Source organism: Stenotrophomonas sp. a6, from assembly GCF_030913325.1.
GTDB lineage: Bacteria > Pseudomonadota > Gammaproteobacteria > Xanthomonadales > Xanthomonadaceae > Stenotrophomonas > Stenotrophomonas maltophilia.
Map to the genome: position 1 here is coordinate 2,074,767 of NZ_CP133161.1, position 18,119 is coordinate 2,092,885.

Annotated in this window: 13 protein-coding genes; 5 read left to right on the top strand and 8 right to left on the bottom strand. The window is 66.0% G+C overall.

Annotated elements, in window-relative coordinates; genetic code table 11:
* Positions 1-169: 169 nt before the first annotated feature.
* Positions 170-1,720 carry a BCCT family transporter gene (locus Q9Q79_RS09645; RefSeq protein WP_005409502.1) on the top strand — a complete coding sequence of 517 codons (1,551 nt, stop codon included), beginning with the start codon at positions 170-172 and terminating at the stop codon, positions 1,718-1,720.
* A 151-nt stretch (positions 1,721-1,871) separates the two neighbouring features.
* On the opposite strand, the gene acnA is transcribed toward Q9Q79_RS09645, so the two are convergent.
* Together acnA and bamE are read right to left on the bottom strand one after the other, a co-directional pair.
* Complete coding sequence (gene acnA, locus Q9Q79_RS09650) at positions 1,872-4,625, bottom strand: aconitate hydratase AcnA (protein WP_201862411.1); 2,754 nt, start codon at positions 4,623-4,625, stop codon at positions 1,872-1,874.
* A gap of 260 nt (positions 4,626-4,885) precedes the next feature.
* The gene (gene bamE / locus Q9Q79_RS09655) at positions 4,886-5,257 is read right to left on the bottom strand and encodes an outer membrane protein assembly factor BamE (protein WP_005409504.1); all 372 of its coding nucleotides are present in this window, start codon (positions 5,255-5,257) and stop codon (positions 4,886-4,888) included.
* A 193-nt stretch (positions 5,258-5,450) separates the two neighbouring features.
* On the opposite strand from bamE, the gene Q9Q79_RS09660 reads away from it, so the two are divergent.
* From Q9Q79_RS09660 to acnB, 3 genes are read left to right on the top strand one after another with little or no spacing between them, the layout of a single operon-like run.
* A complete protein-coding gene (locus Q9Q79_RS09660) occupies positions 5,451-5,675 on the top strand; it encodes an AbrB/MazE/SpoVT family DNA-binding domain-containing protein (RefSeq protein ID WP_005409505.1) in 225 nt (74 codons plus the stop codon).
* 6 nt (positions 5,676-5,681) lie between these two features.
* Complete coding sequence (locus tag Q9Q79_RS09665; RefSeq protein ID WP_005409506.1) at positions 5,682-6,080, top strand: type II toxin-antitoxin system VapC family toxin; 399 nt, start codon at positions 5,682-5,684, stop codon at positions 6,078-6,080.
* Positions 6,081-6,123: 43 nt separating this feature from the next.
* On the top strand, positions 6,124-8,715 hold the full coding sequence (acnB, locus tag Q9Q79_RS09670; RefSeq protein WP_005409507.1) for a bifunctional aconitate hydratase 2/2-methylisocitrate dehydratase: 2,592 nt from the start codon (positions 6,124-6,126) through the stop codon (positions 8,713-8,715).
* A 91-nt stretch (positions 8,716-8,806) separates the two neighbouring features.
* On the opposite strand, the gene Q9Q79_RS09675 is transcribed toward acnB, so the two are convergent.
* The 6 genes from Q9Q79_RS09675 to Q9Q79_RS09700 all read right to left on the bottom strand — a co-directional run bounded on the left by Q9Q79_RS09675 (position 8,807) and on the right by Q9Q79_RS09700 (position 16,361).
* A complete protein-coding gene (locus tag Q9Q79_RS09675; protein WP_201862413.1) occupies positions 8,807-9,751 on the bottom strand; it encodes a hypothetical protein in 945 nt (314 codons plus the stop codon).
* Between the two features lie 90 nt (positions 9,752-9,841).
* Positions 9,842-11,428, bottom strand: coding sequence for a hypothetical protein (locus tag Q9Q79_RS09680; RefSeq protein ID WP_201862415.1), 1,587 nt, complete (start codon positions 11,426-11,428; stop codon positions 9,842-9,844).
* Between the two features lie 92 nt (positions 11,429-11,520).
* Complete coding sequence (locus Q9Q79_RS09685) at positions 11,521-12,594, bottom strand: chemotaxis response regulator protein-glutamate methylesterase (protein WP_005409510.1); 1,074 nt, start codon at positions 12,592-12,594, stop codon at positions 11,521-11,523.
* On the bottom strand, positions 12,591-13,187 hold the full coding sequence (gene cheD, locus Q9Q79_RS09690) for a chemoreceptor glutamine deamidase CheD (protein ID WP_005409511.1): 597 nt from the start codon (positions 13,185-13,187) through the stop codon (positions 12,591-12,593). The genes Q9Q79_RS09685 and cheD overlap by 4 nt, the downstream gene beginning before the upstream one ends.
* A complete protein-coding gene (locus Q9Q79_RS09695; protein WP_185695447.1) occupies positions 13,184-14,053 on the bottom strand; it encodes a CheR family methyltransferase in 870 nt (289 codons plus the stop codon). Before Q9Q79_RS09695 ends, cheD begins: the two co-directional genes overlap by 4 nt.
* A 37-nt stretch (positions 14,054-14,090) precedes the next feature.
* Positions 14,091-16,361 (bottom strand): methyl-accepting chemotaxis protein, encoded by a 2,271-nt coding sequence (locus tag Q9Q79_RS09700; RefSeq protein WP_201864110.1) that lies wholly within the window; start codon positions 16,359-16,361, stop codon positions 14,091-14,093.
* Between the two features lie 760 nt (positions 16,362-17,121).
* On the opposite strand from Q9Q79_RS09700, the gene Q9Q79_RS09705 reads away from it, so the two are divergent.
* Positions 17,122-18,036: an IS110-like element ISStma7 family transposase gene (locus tag Q9Q79_RS09705; protein WP_012479096.1), complete on the top strand. Its 915-nt coding sequence runs from the start codon at positions 17,122-17,124 to the stop codon at positions 18,034-18,036.
* Positions 18,037-18,119: the final 83 nt, after the last annotated feature.

An 18,119-nucleotide genomic window follows, 5' to 3' on the forward strand; every position in this document is an offset into this window, starting at 1 on the left:
GTCTCTCCACGGATTGCGACCCGAAGGATCGGGCTGCCCGCCATTATGCTTTTTATTGATTGAACGTTCAATCAATAAACCCTAGGATGCGCTCGCGCCCCACGCCATGGGCCCGGTTTACCGGTCCGGCCCCGCCCATGTGCTCCCTCGGACTTGATGAGACGACCCCATGTCTTCCCTGGCTCATCCCAAGCGTTCGCCCCTGCGCTTGAACCGTTTTGTCTTCTTCAGCTCCTCGGTGTCGATCGGCATCCTCGGGCTGCTCACCGTTCTCTATCCCGAAGGCAGCGAGCACTGGCTGCAATGGGCGCAGGCCGAGGTGTCGGCCGCGTTCGGCTGGTGGTACATGCTGCTGATCGTGCTGTGCCTGGGCTTCGTGCTGTGGCTGGCGTTCTCGCCGTATGGCCGCATCCGCCTGGGTCACAACGAGGAATCGCCGGCCTTCGGCTACGTCGCCTGGGTCTCGATGCTGTTCTCGGCCGGCATCGGCATCGCGCTGCTGTACTACGGCGCCTACGAGCCGCTGGACCACTTCCTGCATCCGCCCGGGCAACCCGGCGGCACCGTGGCCGCCGGCCGCGAGGCGATGGTGCTGACCTTCCTGCACTGGGGCCTGCACGGCTGGGCGCTGTATGCGCTGGTCGGCGTGGCACTGGGCTATTTCGCCTACCGCCGTGACCTGCCGCTGGCGCTGCGCTCGGCGCTGTACCCGATCTTCGGTGAGCGCATCCATGGTCGCATCGGCGACATGGTCGATGGCTTCGGCATCCTCGCCACGCTGATCTCGATGGTCACCAACCTCGGCATCGGCGCGCTGGTGGTGCAGTCCGGCCTGGTCTACCTGTTCCACATCCCGGATACGCCGCAGGTGCTGGTGGCGATCGTGCTGGTGATGATGGTGGTGGCCACCATCGGCGTGGTCGCCGGTGTGGAGAAGGGCATTGCCTGGTTGTCCAACCTCAACGTGCGTCTGCTGTGCGGCCTGCTGCTGTTCGTGCTGGTCACCGGCCCGACCCTGCACCTGTTCGATGGCCTGATCCAGAACACCGGCGATTACCTCGGTGCGTTCGTGCGCAAGAGTTTCGACATGTACCTCAACGACCCGAAGGGCCGTGAGTGGATGGGCTCGTGGACGCTGTTCTACTGGGCCTGGTGGATCGCCTGGGCGCCGTTCGTCGGCCTTTTCGTGGCACGCATCTCGCGTGGCCGCACCATCCGTGAAGTGATCATGGGCGTGCTGCTGATCCCGCTCGGCTTCACCCTGGCGTGGCTGTCGATCTTCGGCAACACCGCCATCGACCTGGTGCTCAACCATGGCCAGGCGATCCTGGGTGACGTGGCCCAGCACGATGCGGCGATGACGCTGTTCAAGCTGCTGGAATACCTGCCCGCCGCGCCGTACGTGGCCGGTGCCGCGGTGGTGATCGGCTTCGTGCTGTTCCTGACCCCGGTCGATTCGGGCACGCTGATGATCGCCAACCTGTGTACCCGTCGCGTTGACGATGGCGTGGAAGACGGTCATGACGCGCCGATCTGGCTGCGCGTGTTCTGGGCCGTCGGCATCACCGTGGCCAGCGTCGGGCTGCTGCTGGCCGGCAATTTCAGCGCAATGCAGACGGCGGTGGTGCTGTGCGGCCTGCCATTCTCGTTCACCCTGGCGTTCTACATGTGGGGCCTGCTGAAGGCGCTGCGCACCGACCCGGACGCGCCGCGCCGCTGAGCGCGCACCTGGCGCCCATCCCGGTGCCGCCGGAGATGCGGTAGAGCCAGGCCATGCCTGTCTGCAGAGAAACAGGAAGGGCCGGATCCGCGAGGATCCGGCCCTTTTGTTGGGTAGTCGACCAGCAGTCGACTCTACCGAGAGCGGAACGTTACTTGCTGGCCAACTGGCGCAGCACGTACTGCAGCAGGCCACCATGACGGAAGTACTCGACTTCCTTCGGGGTCAGCAGCATCACCGACACCTCGAAGGTCTTCTTCGTGCCGTCGGTCTTGGTCGCGGTGACCGTGGCGCGCTTGCTGGCACCGTCCTGCAGGCCGGTGATGTCGATCACTTCCGAGCCGTCCAGGCCCAGGCTCTGCGCGTTCTCGCCGTTGCGGAACTGCAGCGGCAGCACGCCCATGCCGACCAGGTTGGAGCGGTGGATGCGCTCGAAGCTTTCGGCGATGACCGCCTTCACCCCCAGCAGCAGGGTGCCCTTGGCAGCCCAGTCACGCGACGAGCCGGTACCGTATTCCTTGCCGGCCAGCACCACCAGCGGCACCTTGTCGGCCTTGTACTTCATGGCCGCATCGTAGATCGCCAGCTTTTCCGGCTGGCCGCCCCCGGCCGGGTAGTACAGGGTGTTGCCGCCTTCCTCGCCACCGAACATCAGGTTCTTGATGCGGATGTTGGCGAAGGTGCCGCGGACCATCACGTCATCGTTGCCGCGGCGGCTGCCGTAGCTGTTGAAGTCGGCCGGCTGCACGCCACGTTCCTGCAGGAAGCGGCCCGCCGGCGAGTCCTTCTTGATGTTGCCGGCCGGGGAGATGTGGTCGGTGGTGATCGAATCGCCGAACAGGCCCATCACGCGTGCGCCGTGCACGTCGTCGATGCTGCCGGTCTGCATGGTCATGCCATCGAAGTAAGGCGGGTTCTTGATGTAGGTGGACGCATCGCTCCACGCGTACAGGTTGCCGTCCGGCGAGGCGATGGTGTTCCAGCGGGTATCACCCTTGAACACGTCGGCGTAGTTCTGCTTGAACATCTCCGGCCCGATGGTGGCGGCGATGACGTCGCCGATTTCCTTGTTGCTCGGCCAGATGTCGCGCAGGAACACCGGCTGGCCATCGCTGCCGGTGCCCAGCGGCTGGGTGGTCAGGTCGATGTCGGTGGTGCCGGCGATGGCGTAGGCCACCACCAGCGGCGGGCTGGCCAGGTAGTTCATCTTCACTTCGGGGTGCACGCGGCCCTCGAAGTTGCGATTGCCCGACAGCACCGAGGTGACCACCAGGTCGCCGGTGGCGATGCCGGCGCTGACTTCGGTCGGCAGCGGGCCGGAGTTGCCGATGCAGGTGGTGCAGCCGTAGCCGACCACGTAGAAGCCGATCTTTTCCAGCTCCTTCAGTACGCCGGCCTTTTCCAGGTAATCGGTGACCACCCGCGAGCCCGGCCCGAGCGAGGTCTTCACCCACGGCTGGCGGTTCAGGCCCTTGGCGGCCGCGTTGCGGGCCAGCAGGCCGGCGCCGATCATCACCGCCGGGTTGGAGGTGTTGGTGCACGAAGTGATGGCAGCGATGACCACCGCGCCGTCCTTCAGGCGGACCTTGCGGCCTTCGATCTCGATGTCGGCGAAGCCCTTGGCCAGCTGCTCGTTGCCGACCGCGGCGCCGCCGCCTTCGTTGACGAACGAGGAGACGTCGTCGCTGCGCTTGTCACGGTTGGCGGTCATGCCGACCAGGGCTTCACGGTAGTTCTTCTGCACGTCTTCCAGCAGCACGCGGTCCTGCGGGCGCTTCGGGCCGGCCAGCGACGGCTTCACCGTGCCCATGTCCAGTTCCAGCGTGGTGCTGTACTGGGCGTGCGGGCTGCCCGGCTCGTGCCACAGGCCCTGCGCCTTGGCGTAGGCCTCGACCAGGTTGATCTGCTCTTCGCTGCGGCCGGACAGGCGCAGGTAGTTCAGCGACTCGGCGTCGATCGGGAAGATGCCACAGGTGGCGCCGTATTCCGGGGCCATGTTGCCGATGGTGGCGCGGTCGGCCAGCGGCAGGTGCTGCAGGCCGTCACCGTAGAACTCGACGAACTTGCCGACCACGCCCAGCTTGCGCAGCATCTGGGTGACGGTCAGCACCAGGTCGGTGGCGGTGGCACCCTCGGGCAGCTTGCCGGTCAGCTTGAAGCCGACCACCTGCGGGATCAGCATGGACGATGGCTGGCCGAGCATGGCGGCCTCCGCTTCGATGCCGCCCACGCCCCAGCCCAGCACGCCGATGCCGTTGATCATCGTGGTGTGGCTGTCGGTACCGAACACGGTATCGGGGTAGGCCACGGCCTTGCCATCCTTCTCCGCGGTCATCACCACGCGGGCGAGGTTTTCCAGGTTCACCTGGTGGACGATGCCGGTGTTCGGCGGCACCACCTTGAAGTTGTCGAAGGCCTTCTGGCCCCAGCGCAGGAAGCCGTAGCGTTCCTGGTTGCGCTGGAATTCGATCTTGCCGTTGAGGTCCAGTGCGTCCGGCTTGCCGAACACATCGACCTGCACCGAGTGGTCGATGACCAGTTCGGAGGGAATCTGCGGGTTGATCTGCTCCGGCGAGCCGCCGAGCTTGACCACCGCATCGCGCATCGCGGCCAGGTCGACCACGCAGGGCACGCCGGTGAAGTCCTGCAGGACCACGCGCGCCGGCATGAAGGCGATCTCGGTGTCCGGTTCTGCCGCCGGATTCCAGCGGGCCACGGCTTCGATGTGGTCCTTGCCGACGGTGATGCCGCCGTCCTCGTGCCGGAGCAGGTTCTCCAGCAGGATCTTCATCGAGTAGGGCAGGTGGGAGATATCGAAGCGCTGGCCCAGCGTGGGCAGGCTGAAGTAGTCGTAGGTCTTGCCGCCGACGTTCAGCTGGCTGCGGGTGGAGAACGAATCGCTCATGCGGGGTAACTCCTTCTTGCGGATGGCTTGCTCTGGCCCGTGCGTGCAGGGGCCTGCTTGCGGTCGCCGGTGGCATTCCGGCCCCGGATCCTGCCCAGTATCGGCGATCCAGCGCCCGGCAATGACCCGGCTGGCTTGGAACGCAAGGTTACAGCGGTGTGTGTAGCCTTCGTGTCAGCGCGTGCGGTCGTCGCCCGCTGGCCCGAACGCAGACGGGACGCCCATGGGCGCCCCGTCCGGAAGTGCGTGTCGAGCAGGACTTACTTGCCGTTGGCGGCATCCAGCAGCGGATTGCCGGTCTTGCCAACAGCGTTGCTCTTGGACTTGGCCGTCAGCACACCCTGCTTGTTGAATTCCAGGACGGTCGCTTCCTGGATGTTCTTGCCGAAGGTCTTGATCTTCACGTAGTCGTAGTACCAGACCTGCGTGTCGCCCAGCTGTTCGCGGCGGCCGGGTGCGCCGAACTTCTCACGGACCTGGTCCTGGCTGGTCTTGCCGACTTCCAGGGTGTCCATCTGCTGTTGGGTGATCTCGACGCCGGTGGTGTAGGCGCCGAACGGATTGGCGTGGGCTGCCGTCGTCGAAAGGGCCAGCGGGGCAGCCAGCATCAGGGCAAGGGTCAAGGCGCGCATGGAACATCCTTTTATGGCGGGTAGGTGCGGGCGGCACGCGGTGCGTCCAGCCCGGGGCCGCAGCAGGTCGCTGCGGAGCCAGTCTAACCCCCGGATGCGACCAGCGCAGGATCGCGGTCACGGATTGGGCGGGTTTGTTCCAGATGCCGCGAGTATGTATAATTCATGCATACTTTTTGAGGCGTACCCCCCCATGGAAGCCACCGTCGCTGAACGCGGACAGATCACCCTGCCCAAGGCGGTGCGTGATGCCCTCGGCCTGACCAAGGGCACGCTGCTGAAGGTCGAGCTGGACGGCAGCCGCATCATCCTGCGCAAGAGTGTTGACGATGCCATCTCACGGGCGCGCGGCAAGTTCGCGCTGGACGGCTTCGAATCGTCCGACGCGGCGGTGCGCGCGGTGCGTGACGAGGAGTAAGCGGTGATGATCGCCGTCGATTCACCAGTTCTGGTCGAGCTGCTCAGCAATGGTCCGCAGGCCGATGCGGTGGAAGCCATCCTGCGGCAGAGCCTGGTCGGCGGCCGCGTGGTGGTCTGTGGCGCAACGTTGGCCGAAGTCTGCGCATCGCTGCGCGGCGGTGCCGAAGTGCTCGAAGCGCTGGAAGAGATGGGCGTGCATTTCAACCCGATGGAAGCCAAGTCGGCACTGCGCGCCGGCGAGATGCACCGCCGTCATCGCCAGCGCGGCGGCAGCCGCCGCAGCCTGGACGAATTCATGGTCGGCGCCCACGCACTGCTGCAGTGCGACGGCCTGATCACCTGGAACGACACGTTTTACCGCGACTACTTCAAGGGCTTGAAGCTGATCGTGCCGCAAGCCTGAGCCCACTTTGTTATTTCAACCTACGCATTACCCGGGAGTTGTCATGTTGGAAGCCTACCGCCACCACGTCGCCGAGCGCGCTGCGCTTGGCATCCCGCCGCTGCCGCTGAGCGCGCAGCAGACGGCCGATGTCATCGAACTGCTGAAGAACCCGCCGCAGGGCGAGGCCGAGTTCCTGCTCGACCTGCTGACCCACCGCGTGCCGGCCGGCGTCGATGACGCAGCCAAGGTCAAGGCCTCGTACCTGGCCGCGATCGCGCTGGGCAGCGAGCAGAACCCGCTGATCAGCCGCGAGCGCGCCACCGAACTGCTGGGCACCATGCTCGGCGGTTACAACGTTGCGCCGCTGGTGCAGCTGCTTGACGACACCAGCGTCGGCACCATTGCCGCCAACGGCCTGAAGAAGACCCTGCTGGTGTTCGACGCGTTCCACGACGTGCAGGAAAAGGCCAAGGCCGGCAACGCCAACGCCCAGGCCGTGCTGCAGAGCTGGGCCGATGCCGAGTGGTTCACCAGCAACCCGGAAGTGCCGCAGAGCCTGACGGTCACCGTGTTCAAGGTGCCTGGCGAGACCAACACCGACGACCTGTCGCCGGCACCGGATGCGACCACCCGCCCGGACATCCCGATGCACGCCCTGGCGATGCTGAAGAACAAGCGCGACGACGCGCCGTTCACCCCGGAAGAAGACGGCAAGCGCGGCCCGATCCAGCAGATCCTCGACCTGAAGGACAAGGGCCACCTGGTTGCCTATGTCGGCGACGTGGTCGGTACCGGCTCCTCGCGCAAGTCGGCCACCAACAGCGTGCTGTGGTGGACCGGTGATGACATTCCGTTCATCCCGAACAAGCGCGCCGGTGGCGTCTGCCTGGGTTCGAAGATCGCCCCGATCTTCTACAACACCATGGAAGATGCCGGCGCACTGCCGATCGAGCTGGACGTGTCGAAGATGGAGCACGGCGATGTGGTCGAGCTGCGTCCGTACGAAGGCAAGGCGCTGAAGAACGGTGAAGTGATCGCCGAGTTCCAGGTCAAGTCCGAAGTGCTGTTCGACGAAGTGCGTGCCGGTGGCCGCATTCCGCTGATCATCGGCCGTGGCCTGACCGGCAAGGCGCGCGAAGCGCTGGGCCTGGCCCCGACCAACCTGTTCCGCCTGCCGGTGCAGCCGGCCGACACCGGCAAGGGCTTCTCGCTGGCACAGAAGATGGTCGGCCGCGCCTGTGGCCTGCCGGAAGGCCAGGGCATGCGCCCGGGCACCTACTGCGAACCGAAGATGACCTCGGTCGGCTCGCAGGACACCACCGGCCCGATGACCCGTGACGAGCTGAAGGACCTGGCCTGCCTGGGCTTCTCGGCCGATCTGGTGATGCAGTCGTTCTGCCACACCGCCGCCTACCCGAAGCCGGTGGACGTGAAGACCCACCACACCCTGCCGGAGTTCATCTCCACCCGTGGCGGCGTTTCGCTGCGCCCGGGCGACGGCGTGATCCACAGCTGGCTCAACCGCATGCTGCTGCCGGACACCGTGGGTACCGGTGGTGACTCGCACACCCGCTTCCCGGTGGGCATTTCGTTCCCGGCCGGTTCGGGCCTGGTCGCCTTCGCTGCGGCCACCGGCGTGATGCCGCTGGACATGCCGGAGTCGGTGCTGGTGCGCTTCAAGGGCAAGATGCAGCCGGGCGTGACCCTGCGTGACCTGGTCAACGCGATCCCGCTGTACGCGATCAAGTCGGGCCTGCTGACCGTGGCCAAGGCTGGCAAGAAGAACATCTTCTCCGGCCGCATCCTGGAAATCGAAGGCCTGCCGGAGTTGAAGGTCGAACAGGCGTTCGAACTGTCCGACGCCTCGGCCGAGCGTTCGGCGGCCGGTTGCTCGGTGCGCCTGAACAAGGAACCGATCATCGAGTACCTGACCAGCAACATCACGCTGCTGAAGTGGATGATTGCCGAGGGCTACCAGGATCCGCGTTCGCTGCAGCGTCGCATCGAGAAGATGGAGGCGTGGCTGGCCAACCCGCAGCTGCTGGAGCCGGATGCCGACGCCGAGTACGCCGCCGTCATCGAGATCGACCTGGCCGACATCCACGAGCCGATCGTGGCCTGCCCGAACGATCCGGACGACGTGAAGACCCTGTCCGAAGTCGCTGGCGCCAAGATCGACGAAGTGTTCATCGGTTCGTGCATGACCAACATCGGTCACTTCCGTGCCGCTGCCAAGCTGCTGGAAGGCAAGCGTGACCTGCCGACCCGCCTGTGGGTGGCCCCGCCGACCAAGATGGATGCTTCGGAGCTGACCAAGGAAGGCGTGTACGGCACCTTCGGCGCCACCGGCGCCCGCATGGAAATGCCGGGCTGCTCGCTGTGCATGGGCAACCAGGCGCAGATCCGCGAAGGCTCCACCGCGATGTCGACCTCGACCCGCAACTTCCCGAACCGCCTGGGCCGCAACACCAACGTGTACCTGGGTTCGGCCGAACTGGCCGCGATCTGCTCGCGTCTGGGCCGCATCCCGACCAAGGAGGAGTACATGGCGGACATCGGCGTAATCAACGCCAATGGTGCGGAGATCTACCGCTACATGAACTTCGACCAGATCGAGGAATACCAGGACGTGGCCAACACGGTCGCTGCCTGATGCGGTAGTGCCGGCCGCTGGCCGGCACGCCGTTGAAACGAAGAACCCCCGGTGAGAGCCGGGGGTTCTTCGTTTGGGGGCGTACCCAGGTTCAGGCCTGGGTAACGGCCGCCGCTTCCTCGGTCACGGCCGGCGTTTCCGCCGGAAGCTCGGCTTCCACCGCAGGCTGCGGCAGAGCGCCATGGTCGGGGAACAGGCGGGGCAGCTCAGCCACGAAACGCGCGATGCAGGCCTCGGCGAACTCACGCGACGCCGCCTTGGCCTTCGCATAGTCGTCTGCCTGCCATTCCTGCAGCGGGGCAACCCGTGCTTCGTCCCGGCAGTGCACGCCCTGGCCGCCACTGGCGCTGCGGAACAGCTTGCGCACCACCGGGAAGCCGATGGTTACATCGTGGCGCAGCTCGTAGGGGGTCTCTGCATCGCTGAGCTTCTGGTACACCAGCGACCACTGGCCGGCGCTGGCTTCCACGGTGCGCTCGTCGCTGGGAATGGCGCCGGGGTGGGCCGCGAAATAGAGTGCCAGCTGCTCGCGGATCATGCCGGGCAATGCGCCGAAGGCCGGGCTGGGCACAGAGTGGATGTCCTCGCCACGGACGTTGTTCTTGCTGAAGCTGTTGCTGGTACCGATGTCACCCACGCCAGTGACGAACGCCAGAGCAGACAGGCCGACCTTGGCCGCGGTGACGGCAGCGGTGTCGGCACGCATCACCAGGCGCAGCACGTGATCGCCCACGCGATTGCCGTTGGGGCCTGCACCCAGTCCGGAGGTGACCTTGATGTGCTGCAGGCTGCTGTAGTCGACAGGAGGTGCCACGGCGGCTGTGACATTCCCGATGGCCGGATCGGCCGCGGTGGGGGCGTGCACCGCGTCTGGCGCGGTCGCCGCATCCGTTGCTGGATCGAGCGTTGATCCGCGGGTGACTGCGGAATCCACGGCAGGCGTGGGTGTGGGTGCTTCGTCGTTGGCGTAGGCCGACGGCGCCAGCAGCAGGGTGACCGCGATCGCGGCGGTGAGGCAGGTTGGGCGTAATGCCACGGTAGTACTCCTTGGGGAAACGAAGATGAGGCGCTGTGTGCACTCTGGTGGTTGATGCCCGGCGAAGGCCGAAGGTAGGGGAGCGATTGCTCAGCGCGGCGCGAATTCCCTGATCGGGAACGCATTGCAATGGGCGATCGCAGCGGCGATGTCGACCGGAGCATCGGCGGCGGCACTGCGGCGCCTGTTCACCGTGGCCGCCTCTTCCCACAGGCTGGGCAATACCTGCGGTGCGTCCAGTACGCGTTCGCGCACGGCATCGTGAAGGGCGCTGCTGTAATCGGTAGCCGGTACCACCACGCACAGGCGTGTGCCGGGGTTGCTGCTGGCCTGCTGCAGCATCTTCCGCAGTGCCTCGGTGCTGCCCGCGTCGTCGGTCAACCGTTCCGGTGCGCTGCCCTGGCTGGCATCCTGGATCTGCAGCTGGCCTGGGCTGAACAGCAGGACCTGCATGTCCTGCCGCGGTTCAACGCGCACCGGCGCACGCGTGCCCTCACAGGTGCTGGGGGTCTTGCGCGCAACCTGTGGCGTCGTGCTGCCATCGGCGTGTACCTGGCGAAGATGCAGGCGGCACATCTTGTCGGCCACTTCCATTTCCACTTCGTAGTCCTGTCCGGGCTTGGCCACGAACTGACCCGACAACTGCCCGTCGCAGTACATGCGGCTTGATGCGTCGAAGCGCGCTTCGACGATCAGCGGCTTGCCGCCGGCGACTTCGTACTCCTGATAGCTGAGCATGGAGAACCGCTCGTTCTCCTTGCTGCGCAGGGTTTCCGTGGCGGGGATGCCGAGCACGCCCTTGTCACCGGCGTTGTTGTACTTGACGTCGATCCTGTCACGGTAATCCTCGCGGCAGGCGGCGTCGGTGTACAGGGTGGTGGTCCGCCCCAGGCTGGCATAGATGCGCACCCGTGCCGGCGGCACGGCACCGCCTGCGTAGGCCGTGAGATCTTCAGCAGCAAGCGGGCGAGGGTACATCGCCGGTATTCGCTTGATGAGCTGCTCGGTGCACTTCATCGTGATCACCTGGGCGGCAATCTTGAGCCTGGCGTAGTCATTGGCCTGCCACTCGCCCAGGGTCGCCCGGTCGTCGCTGTCACTGCATCTGATGATTTCAGCCAGGGTGCCATCGGCACGGCGTTGCTCGATGGTGCTGACGTGGTTGAGGCGGTAAAGGGGATCCTTCCGCGTGTTGCCCTGGTGCACCAGCGCCCAGGTGTCCGCACTGAAACGCAGGGTGCTGCTCTGGTTGGGCAGCGCGTCGGGCGCATAGCTGAAGTAGCCACCCACCAGCGCCCTGGCTACGTTGGGCATCAGCGTGATGGCGGGGCTGGCCTGGCTCTCGACGATGCTGCCGGGCAGGGTGTTGCGCCGGAAGTAGTCCGGCTCATTGCCGCTGAAGAGCAGTGCGAGGCCCTTTGGCGTGAGCGACTCGCTGTCATCGGGGGTGACGATGCGCAACGCCACGTCGGGTGCGTGGAGGCGCTTCGATGCGGTATCCGGACCACTCTGGATGTGGACGCGATCGGTCCAGGCGGTGCCCTTCGCGACGGGGGCGGGGGGAAGGCCCGGGGTGGCCTGCGGCGATGCCGGCACGCCGGCAGTGGTGGCTGCCAGCGGAGCCAGCAGAGCGGCCGCCAGCAGTGACGGTTGGTAACGGAAGAGACGCAGGGCCATGGTCAAACTCCTTGGAAAACACGACAGCCGTGCCGGCCCTTCCGGGGCCGGCATCTGAAAGAGGAAATCAGGCGGTGCGATGCCGCGGACGATCAGCCGCGGGCGAGCGCCAAGAGTCGTTCGGCGATTCGTTCCAATGGCACCTGTTCTTCGGCCGCTCCCAGTTTGAAGGCAGCGCCGGGCATGCCCCAGACCACGCTGGTGGCTTCATCCTGGACCAGCGTCGGCGCGCCGGCCTGGCGCATTTCCAGCAGGCCGCGCGCGCCATCGTCACCCATGCCGGTGAGGATGGCGCCGATGGCGTTGCCGCCCGCGCTCTGCGCGACCGAACGGAACAGCACGTCCACCGCGGGCTTGTGACGGTTCACTGCAGGGCCATCATCGACGCGGCAGCGCCAGCGCGCACCGTCGCGGATGATCCGCAGGTGCTTGCCGCCCGGTGGCAGGTAAGCATGGCCAGGCAGCACTGCCTCGCCGTCGCTGGCCTCACGCACGGCCATCGCGGAATGCCGGTCCAGGCGTTCGGCGAAGGCGCTGCTGAAGCTGGCAGGCAGGTGCTGGGTCATCACCACGGCAGGCGCATCGGCCGGCATGCCTTCCAGCACCACGCGCAGCGCCTCGGTGCCGCCGGCCGAAGAACCAATCGCGATCAGGCGGTCGGTGGTGCGGAACTGCGGTGCAGCCGGGCGCATTGCAGGAGCTGCTTCCAGCAGGAGTTTCGGAGCGGCAGCACGCACCAGCGGGCGCACCCGCGAGCGCGCCGCCATCTTCACCTTGGCGATGATCTCGTCGGCGTAGCCCTGCAGGCCGCGTGCGACGTCCAGCTTGGGCTTGGAGACGAAGTCCACGGCGCCCAGTGCCAGTGCCTGCAGCGTGGTATCGGCGCCGCGCTCGGTCAAAGAGGAGATCATTACCACAGGCAGTGGGTGCAGCCGCATCAGGTTTTCCAGGAAGGCGAGGCCGTCCATGCGTGGCATTTCCACGTCCAGCGTGATCACGTCCGGGGCCAGGCGCTTGATCTTCTCGCGCGCCAGCAGCGGGTCGGCAGCGGTGCCGACCACGTCGATGGCCGGATCGCTGGACAGGATTTCCGTGAGCATCTGGCGCACGACGGCGGAGTCGTCGACGATCAGGACCCGGCAGGGGGCGTTGCCGGTCAGGGTCATTCGAACAACTCCACGCCACCGGTGACCGGGGCCTTGGACAGGCGCGCACGCACTGCCGATTCGGTGGCAGCCACTTCGGCTTCGTGGGCATGCGGCAGGCGCTGCACCACCACGCGGCCGGTGTCGGCGAAGAACCAGATCTTGCGCGGATGGATGCCGCACAGGTCCTCGGCGATGATCGGAATATGCTCGGCCTGCAGGTACTGGCGCACGAACTCGGCGTTACGGGTACCGACCGGATTGCTGGTGAAGCCCTTGAGTACGTTGGCGCCGCCGAACACCTTGGCCTCGATGCGCTTGCGGTGCGCGCCGCGCTTGAGCATGTCGTTGATCAGCAGTTCCATCGCATAGCTGCCGTAACGCGCGGGCGCGCCGTCGCCAGCGTTGCCCTCCGGGAGCAGGAAGTGGTTCATGCCGCCGATCTTCAGCACCGGGTCGCGCAGGCAGGCGGCCACGCACGAACCCAGGGTGGTGGTCAGCGCGGTGGTGTCATCGACCACCAGGTACTGGGTGGGCAGCAGCTTGGCGGCAAGGGTCTGGAAGCGCGCATCCTGGTAGCGCATCACGTCGTCGGTACGCAGTGAGGCGTTCATGCGCCGGCCTTTGCCGCGCGGCGGTACAGGGTGCGCCCGCAGGGCTGGATCAGGTCGGCGGCGTGCAGGTAGTTCTCCGAGTGTCCGGTGTAGAGCAGGCCATCGTCGGCCAGGTGCTGCACCAGGCGGCCGAGGATGGCGCGCTGGGTCGGCTTGTCGAAGTAGATCATCACATTGCGGCAGAACAGCGCGTCGAACGGGCCGCCGACGTCGTAGCGCGGGGCGAGCAGGTTCAGCGGACGGAACTCGATCAGCTCGCGCAGCGCCGGCAGCACGCGGCACTGCCCCTCGTTGGGACCGCTGCCACGCTGGAAGTAGCGGCGGCGCAGGTCCGGGTCGAGATTGGCGACACGGTCGATGTTGTAGACGCCGCGGCCGGCGGTGGCCAGTACCTGGGTATCGACGTCGGTAGCGATGATGCGCACCGGCGGCTTCAGCGTACCGAAGGCCTCGCAGGCGGTGATCGCCATCGAATAGGGTTCCTCACCGGTGGACGCCGCGCACGACCACAGCAGCAGCGGCGAACGGCTGGAACGCTGCTGCAGTTCTTCGCGCAGCTTGTCGAAGTGGTGCGGCTCGCGGAAGAACGAGGTCAGGTTGGTGGTCAGTGCGTTGGTGAAGGCCTGCCACTCGTCACCGTTTTCCTGCTCAAGATGGTCCAGGTACTGCTGGAAGCTGCGCATGCCCAGCGTGCGCAGGCGGCGCGACAGGCGGCCATAGACCATGTCGCGCTTGGCCGGTGCGAGGGCGATGCCCACGCGCTGGTAGATCAGGTCGCAGACGCGGCGGAAATCACGGTCGGCGAACTCGAACTCGCGCGGGCCGGTGACGATGGGAGTAGGACTTTGCACGGGGGACGTGTCCATCGGCAGAGGCGGCGGCCGAAGCCGCCGCGGGTGGGTCTCAGAATTCCTGCCAGTCGCTGTCGCTGGCGGCGAAGGTGCTGGCGTTGCTGCTGCGACGTACCGGCGTGGGCGTGCTGGTCGGCTGCGGACGTGCCACGGTGGTGATGCGCGCCGGTTCCACGCGTTCGGCGACAGCCTTCACCGCGGCCGAGACCTGGTTGTCGAGGCGGAAGATCGCCACGGCGTCGGCCAGCTGCGCGGCCTGGTCTTCCATCGCACGTGCGGCGGCGGTGGCTTCTTCCACCAGTGCAGCATTCTGCTGGGTGGTCTCGTCCATCTGCACCACGGTCTGGTTGACCTGCTCGATGCCGGCCGACTGTTCCTGCGAGGCGGCGGAGATCTCGGCCATGATGTCGGTCACGCGCTGCACCGAGGCGACGATCTCGCCCATGGTGCTGCCGGCCTGGTGCACCAGGCTGGAGCCTTCGGCGACCTTGCCGACCGAATCATCGATCAAGCCCTTGATCTCCTTGGCCGCCGCAGCCGAACGCTGGGCGAGGGTACGCACTTCGCTGGCGACCACGGCGAAACCACGGCCCTGTTCACCGGCACGCGCGGCTTCCACTGCGGCGTTCAGCGCCAGGATGTTGGTCTGGAAAGCGATGCCGTCGATGACGGAGATGATCTCGGCGATCTTCTTCGACGAGGCTTCGATGGCCGACATGGTGGTGACCACCTGGCCGACCACCTCGCCGCCCTGCGAAGCGACGCCATGCGCGCCGATGGCGAGCTGGTTGGCCTGGCGGGCGTGTTCGGCGTTCTGGCGCACGGTGGAGGTCAGTTCCTCCATCGAGGCGGCGGTCTCTTCCAGGTTGGCGGCCTGCTGCTCGGTACGGCGCGACAGGTCGCTGTTGCCGGACGCGATCTCGCCAGCGGCGAGGGTGATGCTGGAGGCACTGGCCTGGATCTGGCCGACGATCTGGGTCAGCTGCGTAACGGTGGTGTTGGCGTCGTCGCGCATGCGTGCGAACACGCCCTGATAGTTGCCGTGCATGCGTGCGGTCAGGTCGCCTTCGGCGATGGCCGACAGCAACTGCGAGAGCTTGCCGAGGTTGTCATCGCTGACCGCCATCATTGCGTTGAGGTTTTCCAGCATCAGGCGGAAATCGTGATCGAAGCGCTGCGCATCACCGCGCTGGCTGAAGTCGCCGGCGGCGGCGGCACTGGCCAGCTGCTTGATCTCGGCATTGATGCGGCCGAGGTTGGCCTTGACGGTGTCGACGGTGGTGGTCATCGCCGCCTTTTCGCCGGGGTAGCGGGCGATGTCGCGGCTCAGGTCGCCGACTGCGTACTGCTGTACCACGTCCAGCACGTCATGCAGGGTCTGCACATGGCTGCCGACCAGGGTGTTGGTCTCCTGCACCATCAGCCCGTACTCGCCGGGGAAGACACTGGCGTCGATGCGATAGCTCAGTTCGCCGGCATCGTGACGGCGGGCCATTTCGCGCTGGCCGCCGATGACCGAATGCAGCTGCTGCTGCATGCCGGACATGGCCTCCAGCAGGCGACCGGGTTCGTCATGCGGCTGCGGGCCGATATGGCTGTCCAGCTTGCCATTGGCGATGCCTTCGGCGACGGCGGTAGCCTGCTTCAGCGGGCGCGCGATACGGTTGCCGATGACCCAGCTCAGGGCCAGCACGATCAGCACCAGCACACCACCGGAGATCGCCATGATGGCGGTGAACACCAGCGCCTGCCGCTGCACGTCGTCCATGTAGACGCCGCTGCTGACCACCCAGTTCCACGGCGCGAACAGGCCGGCGTAGGCGACCTTCTCGACCTCGCCCTTGCTGCCCGGCTTGGCCCATCGATAGTTGACGAAGCCACCGCCGGCCTTGGCCGCTTCGACCTGGTCGTAATAGATGCGCACGCCGTCGTCGGTGCGGAAGTCCTTCATGTCCTTGCCGACCAGGTCCTTGCGGAACGGGTGCATCAGCAGGCGGTAGCCGGTGTCGTAGATGTTGAAGTAGTACGTATCGTTCTCGGCGCGCATCACTTCCAGGGCCTGCAACGCGGCGCTCTTCGCGGCGTCCTCGCTGAGTTCGCCGGTGCCGGCCAGGCGGTGGTAGTGCTGGAGGATGCCGTAGCTGAGTTCGACCTGGGTCTTCAGCGCGGTCTTGCGGGTCTCGGTGAGGTCCAGGTACTGCATGCGGGCGGCGATCACCGAGAGCGCGATCACGCAGAGCGCGATGAGCAGCGTCAGCAGGTTGAGCTTGCGCCGGACGGAGAGATTGCTGAAGTAGTGTTGCCAGCGATGCAGGAGATTCATCGAGCAGGACCAGGTCGAAACGGGCGGGCGGCGCCGAGCCGGTCAGCGGCGGGATATGCCGTGACAACCCCGTTATCGGCCGCTGGGGCGGGGGATTGAGGTGCGGTGTCCGAACGTATTCAGGTTTTCTTGCAGCGGCGGCTGCGGCGCTGCCTGCGGCAGGCTGGTTTTGAAGCAACAGCAACAGCAACGGCGCTTGGTCGGTGGTCAGGGGTTGCGAGAAGGGCCGGGCCAGGATGGGTTGGCGGGGGACGCCGTAAACCCGTCCTTGGGGGCTTGGCCGCGGCATCCATGCCGCGGACACCCCCGCCAACCCACCCTTGCCCGGCCCATTCGATATCCCGGTGTCGGACGGCAAGAGCATTGGGTTTCCAAGTGGAAAGAGGGGTCAGATCCGTTTTCCTGCGGAAAACGGATCTGACCCCGGAAGCAATACGGCTGTTGCTCTTGCTCTTCTTTCTTCAATCCGGGGTGGACGCGCACGGAAATTTTCCGTGGCCGGGAGGGTGGGCTGCGCAGGGGCGTGAGCCGCATGGATGCGGCGACCGAGCCTTATCTGATGAAAATCTGTCAGCGTAGGTGTCGAGAGCCGGCGTGGGCCGCCGTACGAGCCTGGATCTCGACGATCGCCATGTAGCTTGGCGCCCACGCCGGAATCTCCCTTGATCCGCCCGAACAGTTGCTGGAGCTGACACTCGAAGCGATAAGACTGGGCAAGCGGGGGAGCTCTCGACCCTTCCAGACTATACGGAGTCGGGCAATGAACGGGATCGGGATCGATGTGAGCAAGCGCCGATTGGATATCGGCACGACAGACGGCCAGACCCTGCAGGTCAGCAATAGCCCCTCTGGCTATGCCGAGTTGAGCACTTGGTTGAGTACGCGGCCGGCCATTCAGATCGTTTTGGAAGCCACCGGCGGCTATGAGCAGACTGTCCTGGACTTCCTTCACAAGGCCGGCCATCCGGTGATCCGTGCCAACGCACTGCGAGCGCGTAGACTGGCTCAGGGGCTGGGTAAAGTGGCCAAGACGGACCGCTTGGACGCTCTTGTATTGGCGCAGATGGCCGCGCTGGTGGAATTGCCTTCCTATCAGCCGCTGGAGCCCTGGCAGCGGAAACTGCGTGAGTTTGTGCGGGCGCGTCGACAAACGATGCAGGCACTGACCGTAGCCCGCCAACAGCAGGAAATGGTGACTGACCGCGAGCTACGCCGGCAGATGCAAGGCAACATCATTCGCCTGCAAACACTGGTCGAGCGGCTGGGCAAGCAGATCTCTGAACAGGTCGCGCAGCAGCCTCAACTGGCAGTGCTGAAGTCAATGAAAGGGGTCGGCCCGGCATTGCAGGCGGTACTGGCCAGCTACCTGCCTGAGTTGGGTCAGATCAGCGGAAAAGCCATTGCCAGCCTGGTCGGCGTGGCGCCGATCTCCCACGACAGCGGAGCCATGCGAGGGAGGCGAAGCATCCATGGCGGCAGGGCCGAGATCCGCCAGGTGCTCTACATGGCAGCCATGTCGGCCATGCGACATGAGCCACGATTGCGGGACTTTTACCGGTCGCTGCGGGCCCGCGGCAAGGAAGGAAAAGTAGCGATCGTGGCGGTGATGAGGAAGATGCTGGTGATCCTCAACGCCCGGGTGCGCGACGCTGAAAACGGGCTGGTCCCTGCCTAAGGCCAGCCAGGGCGCAAGACCAAAGGCTGCCGGCCAGCGGCCGGCACTACCGTGCCCGTCTCATGGAGGGGCCAAGTCCCTCC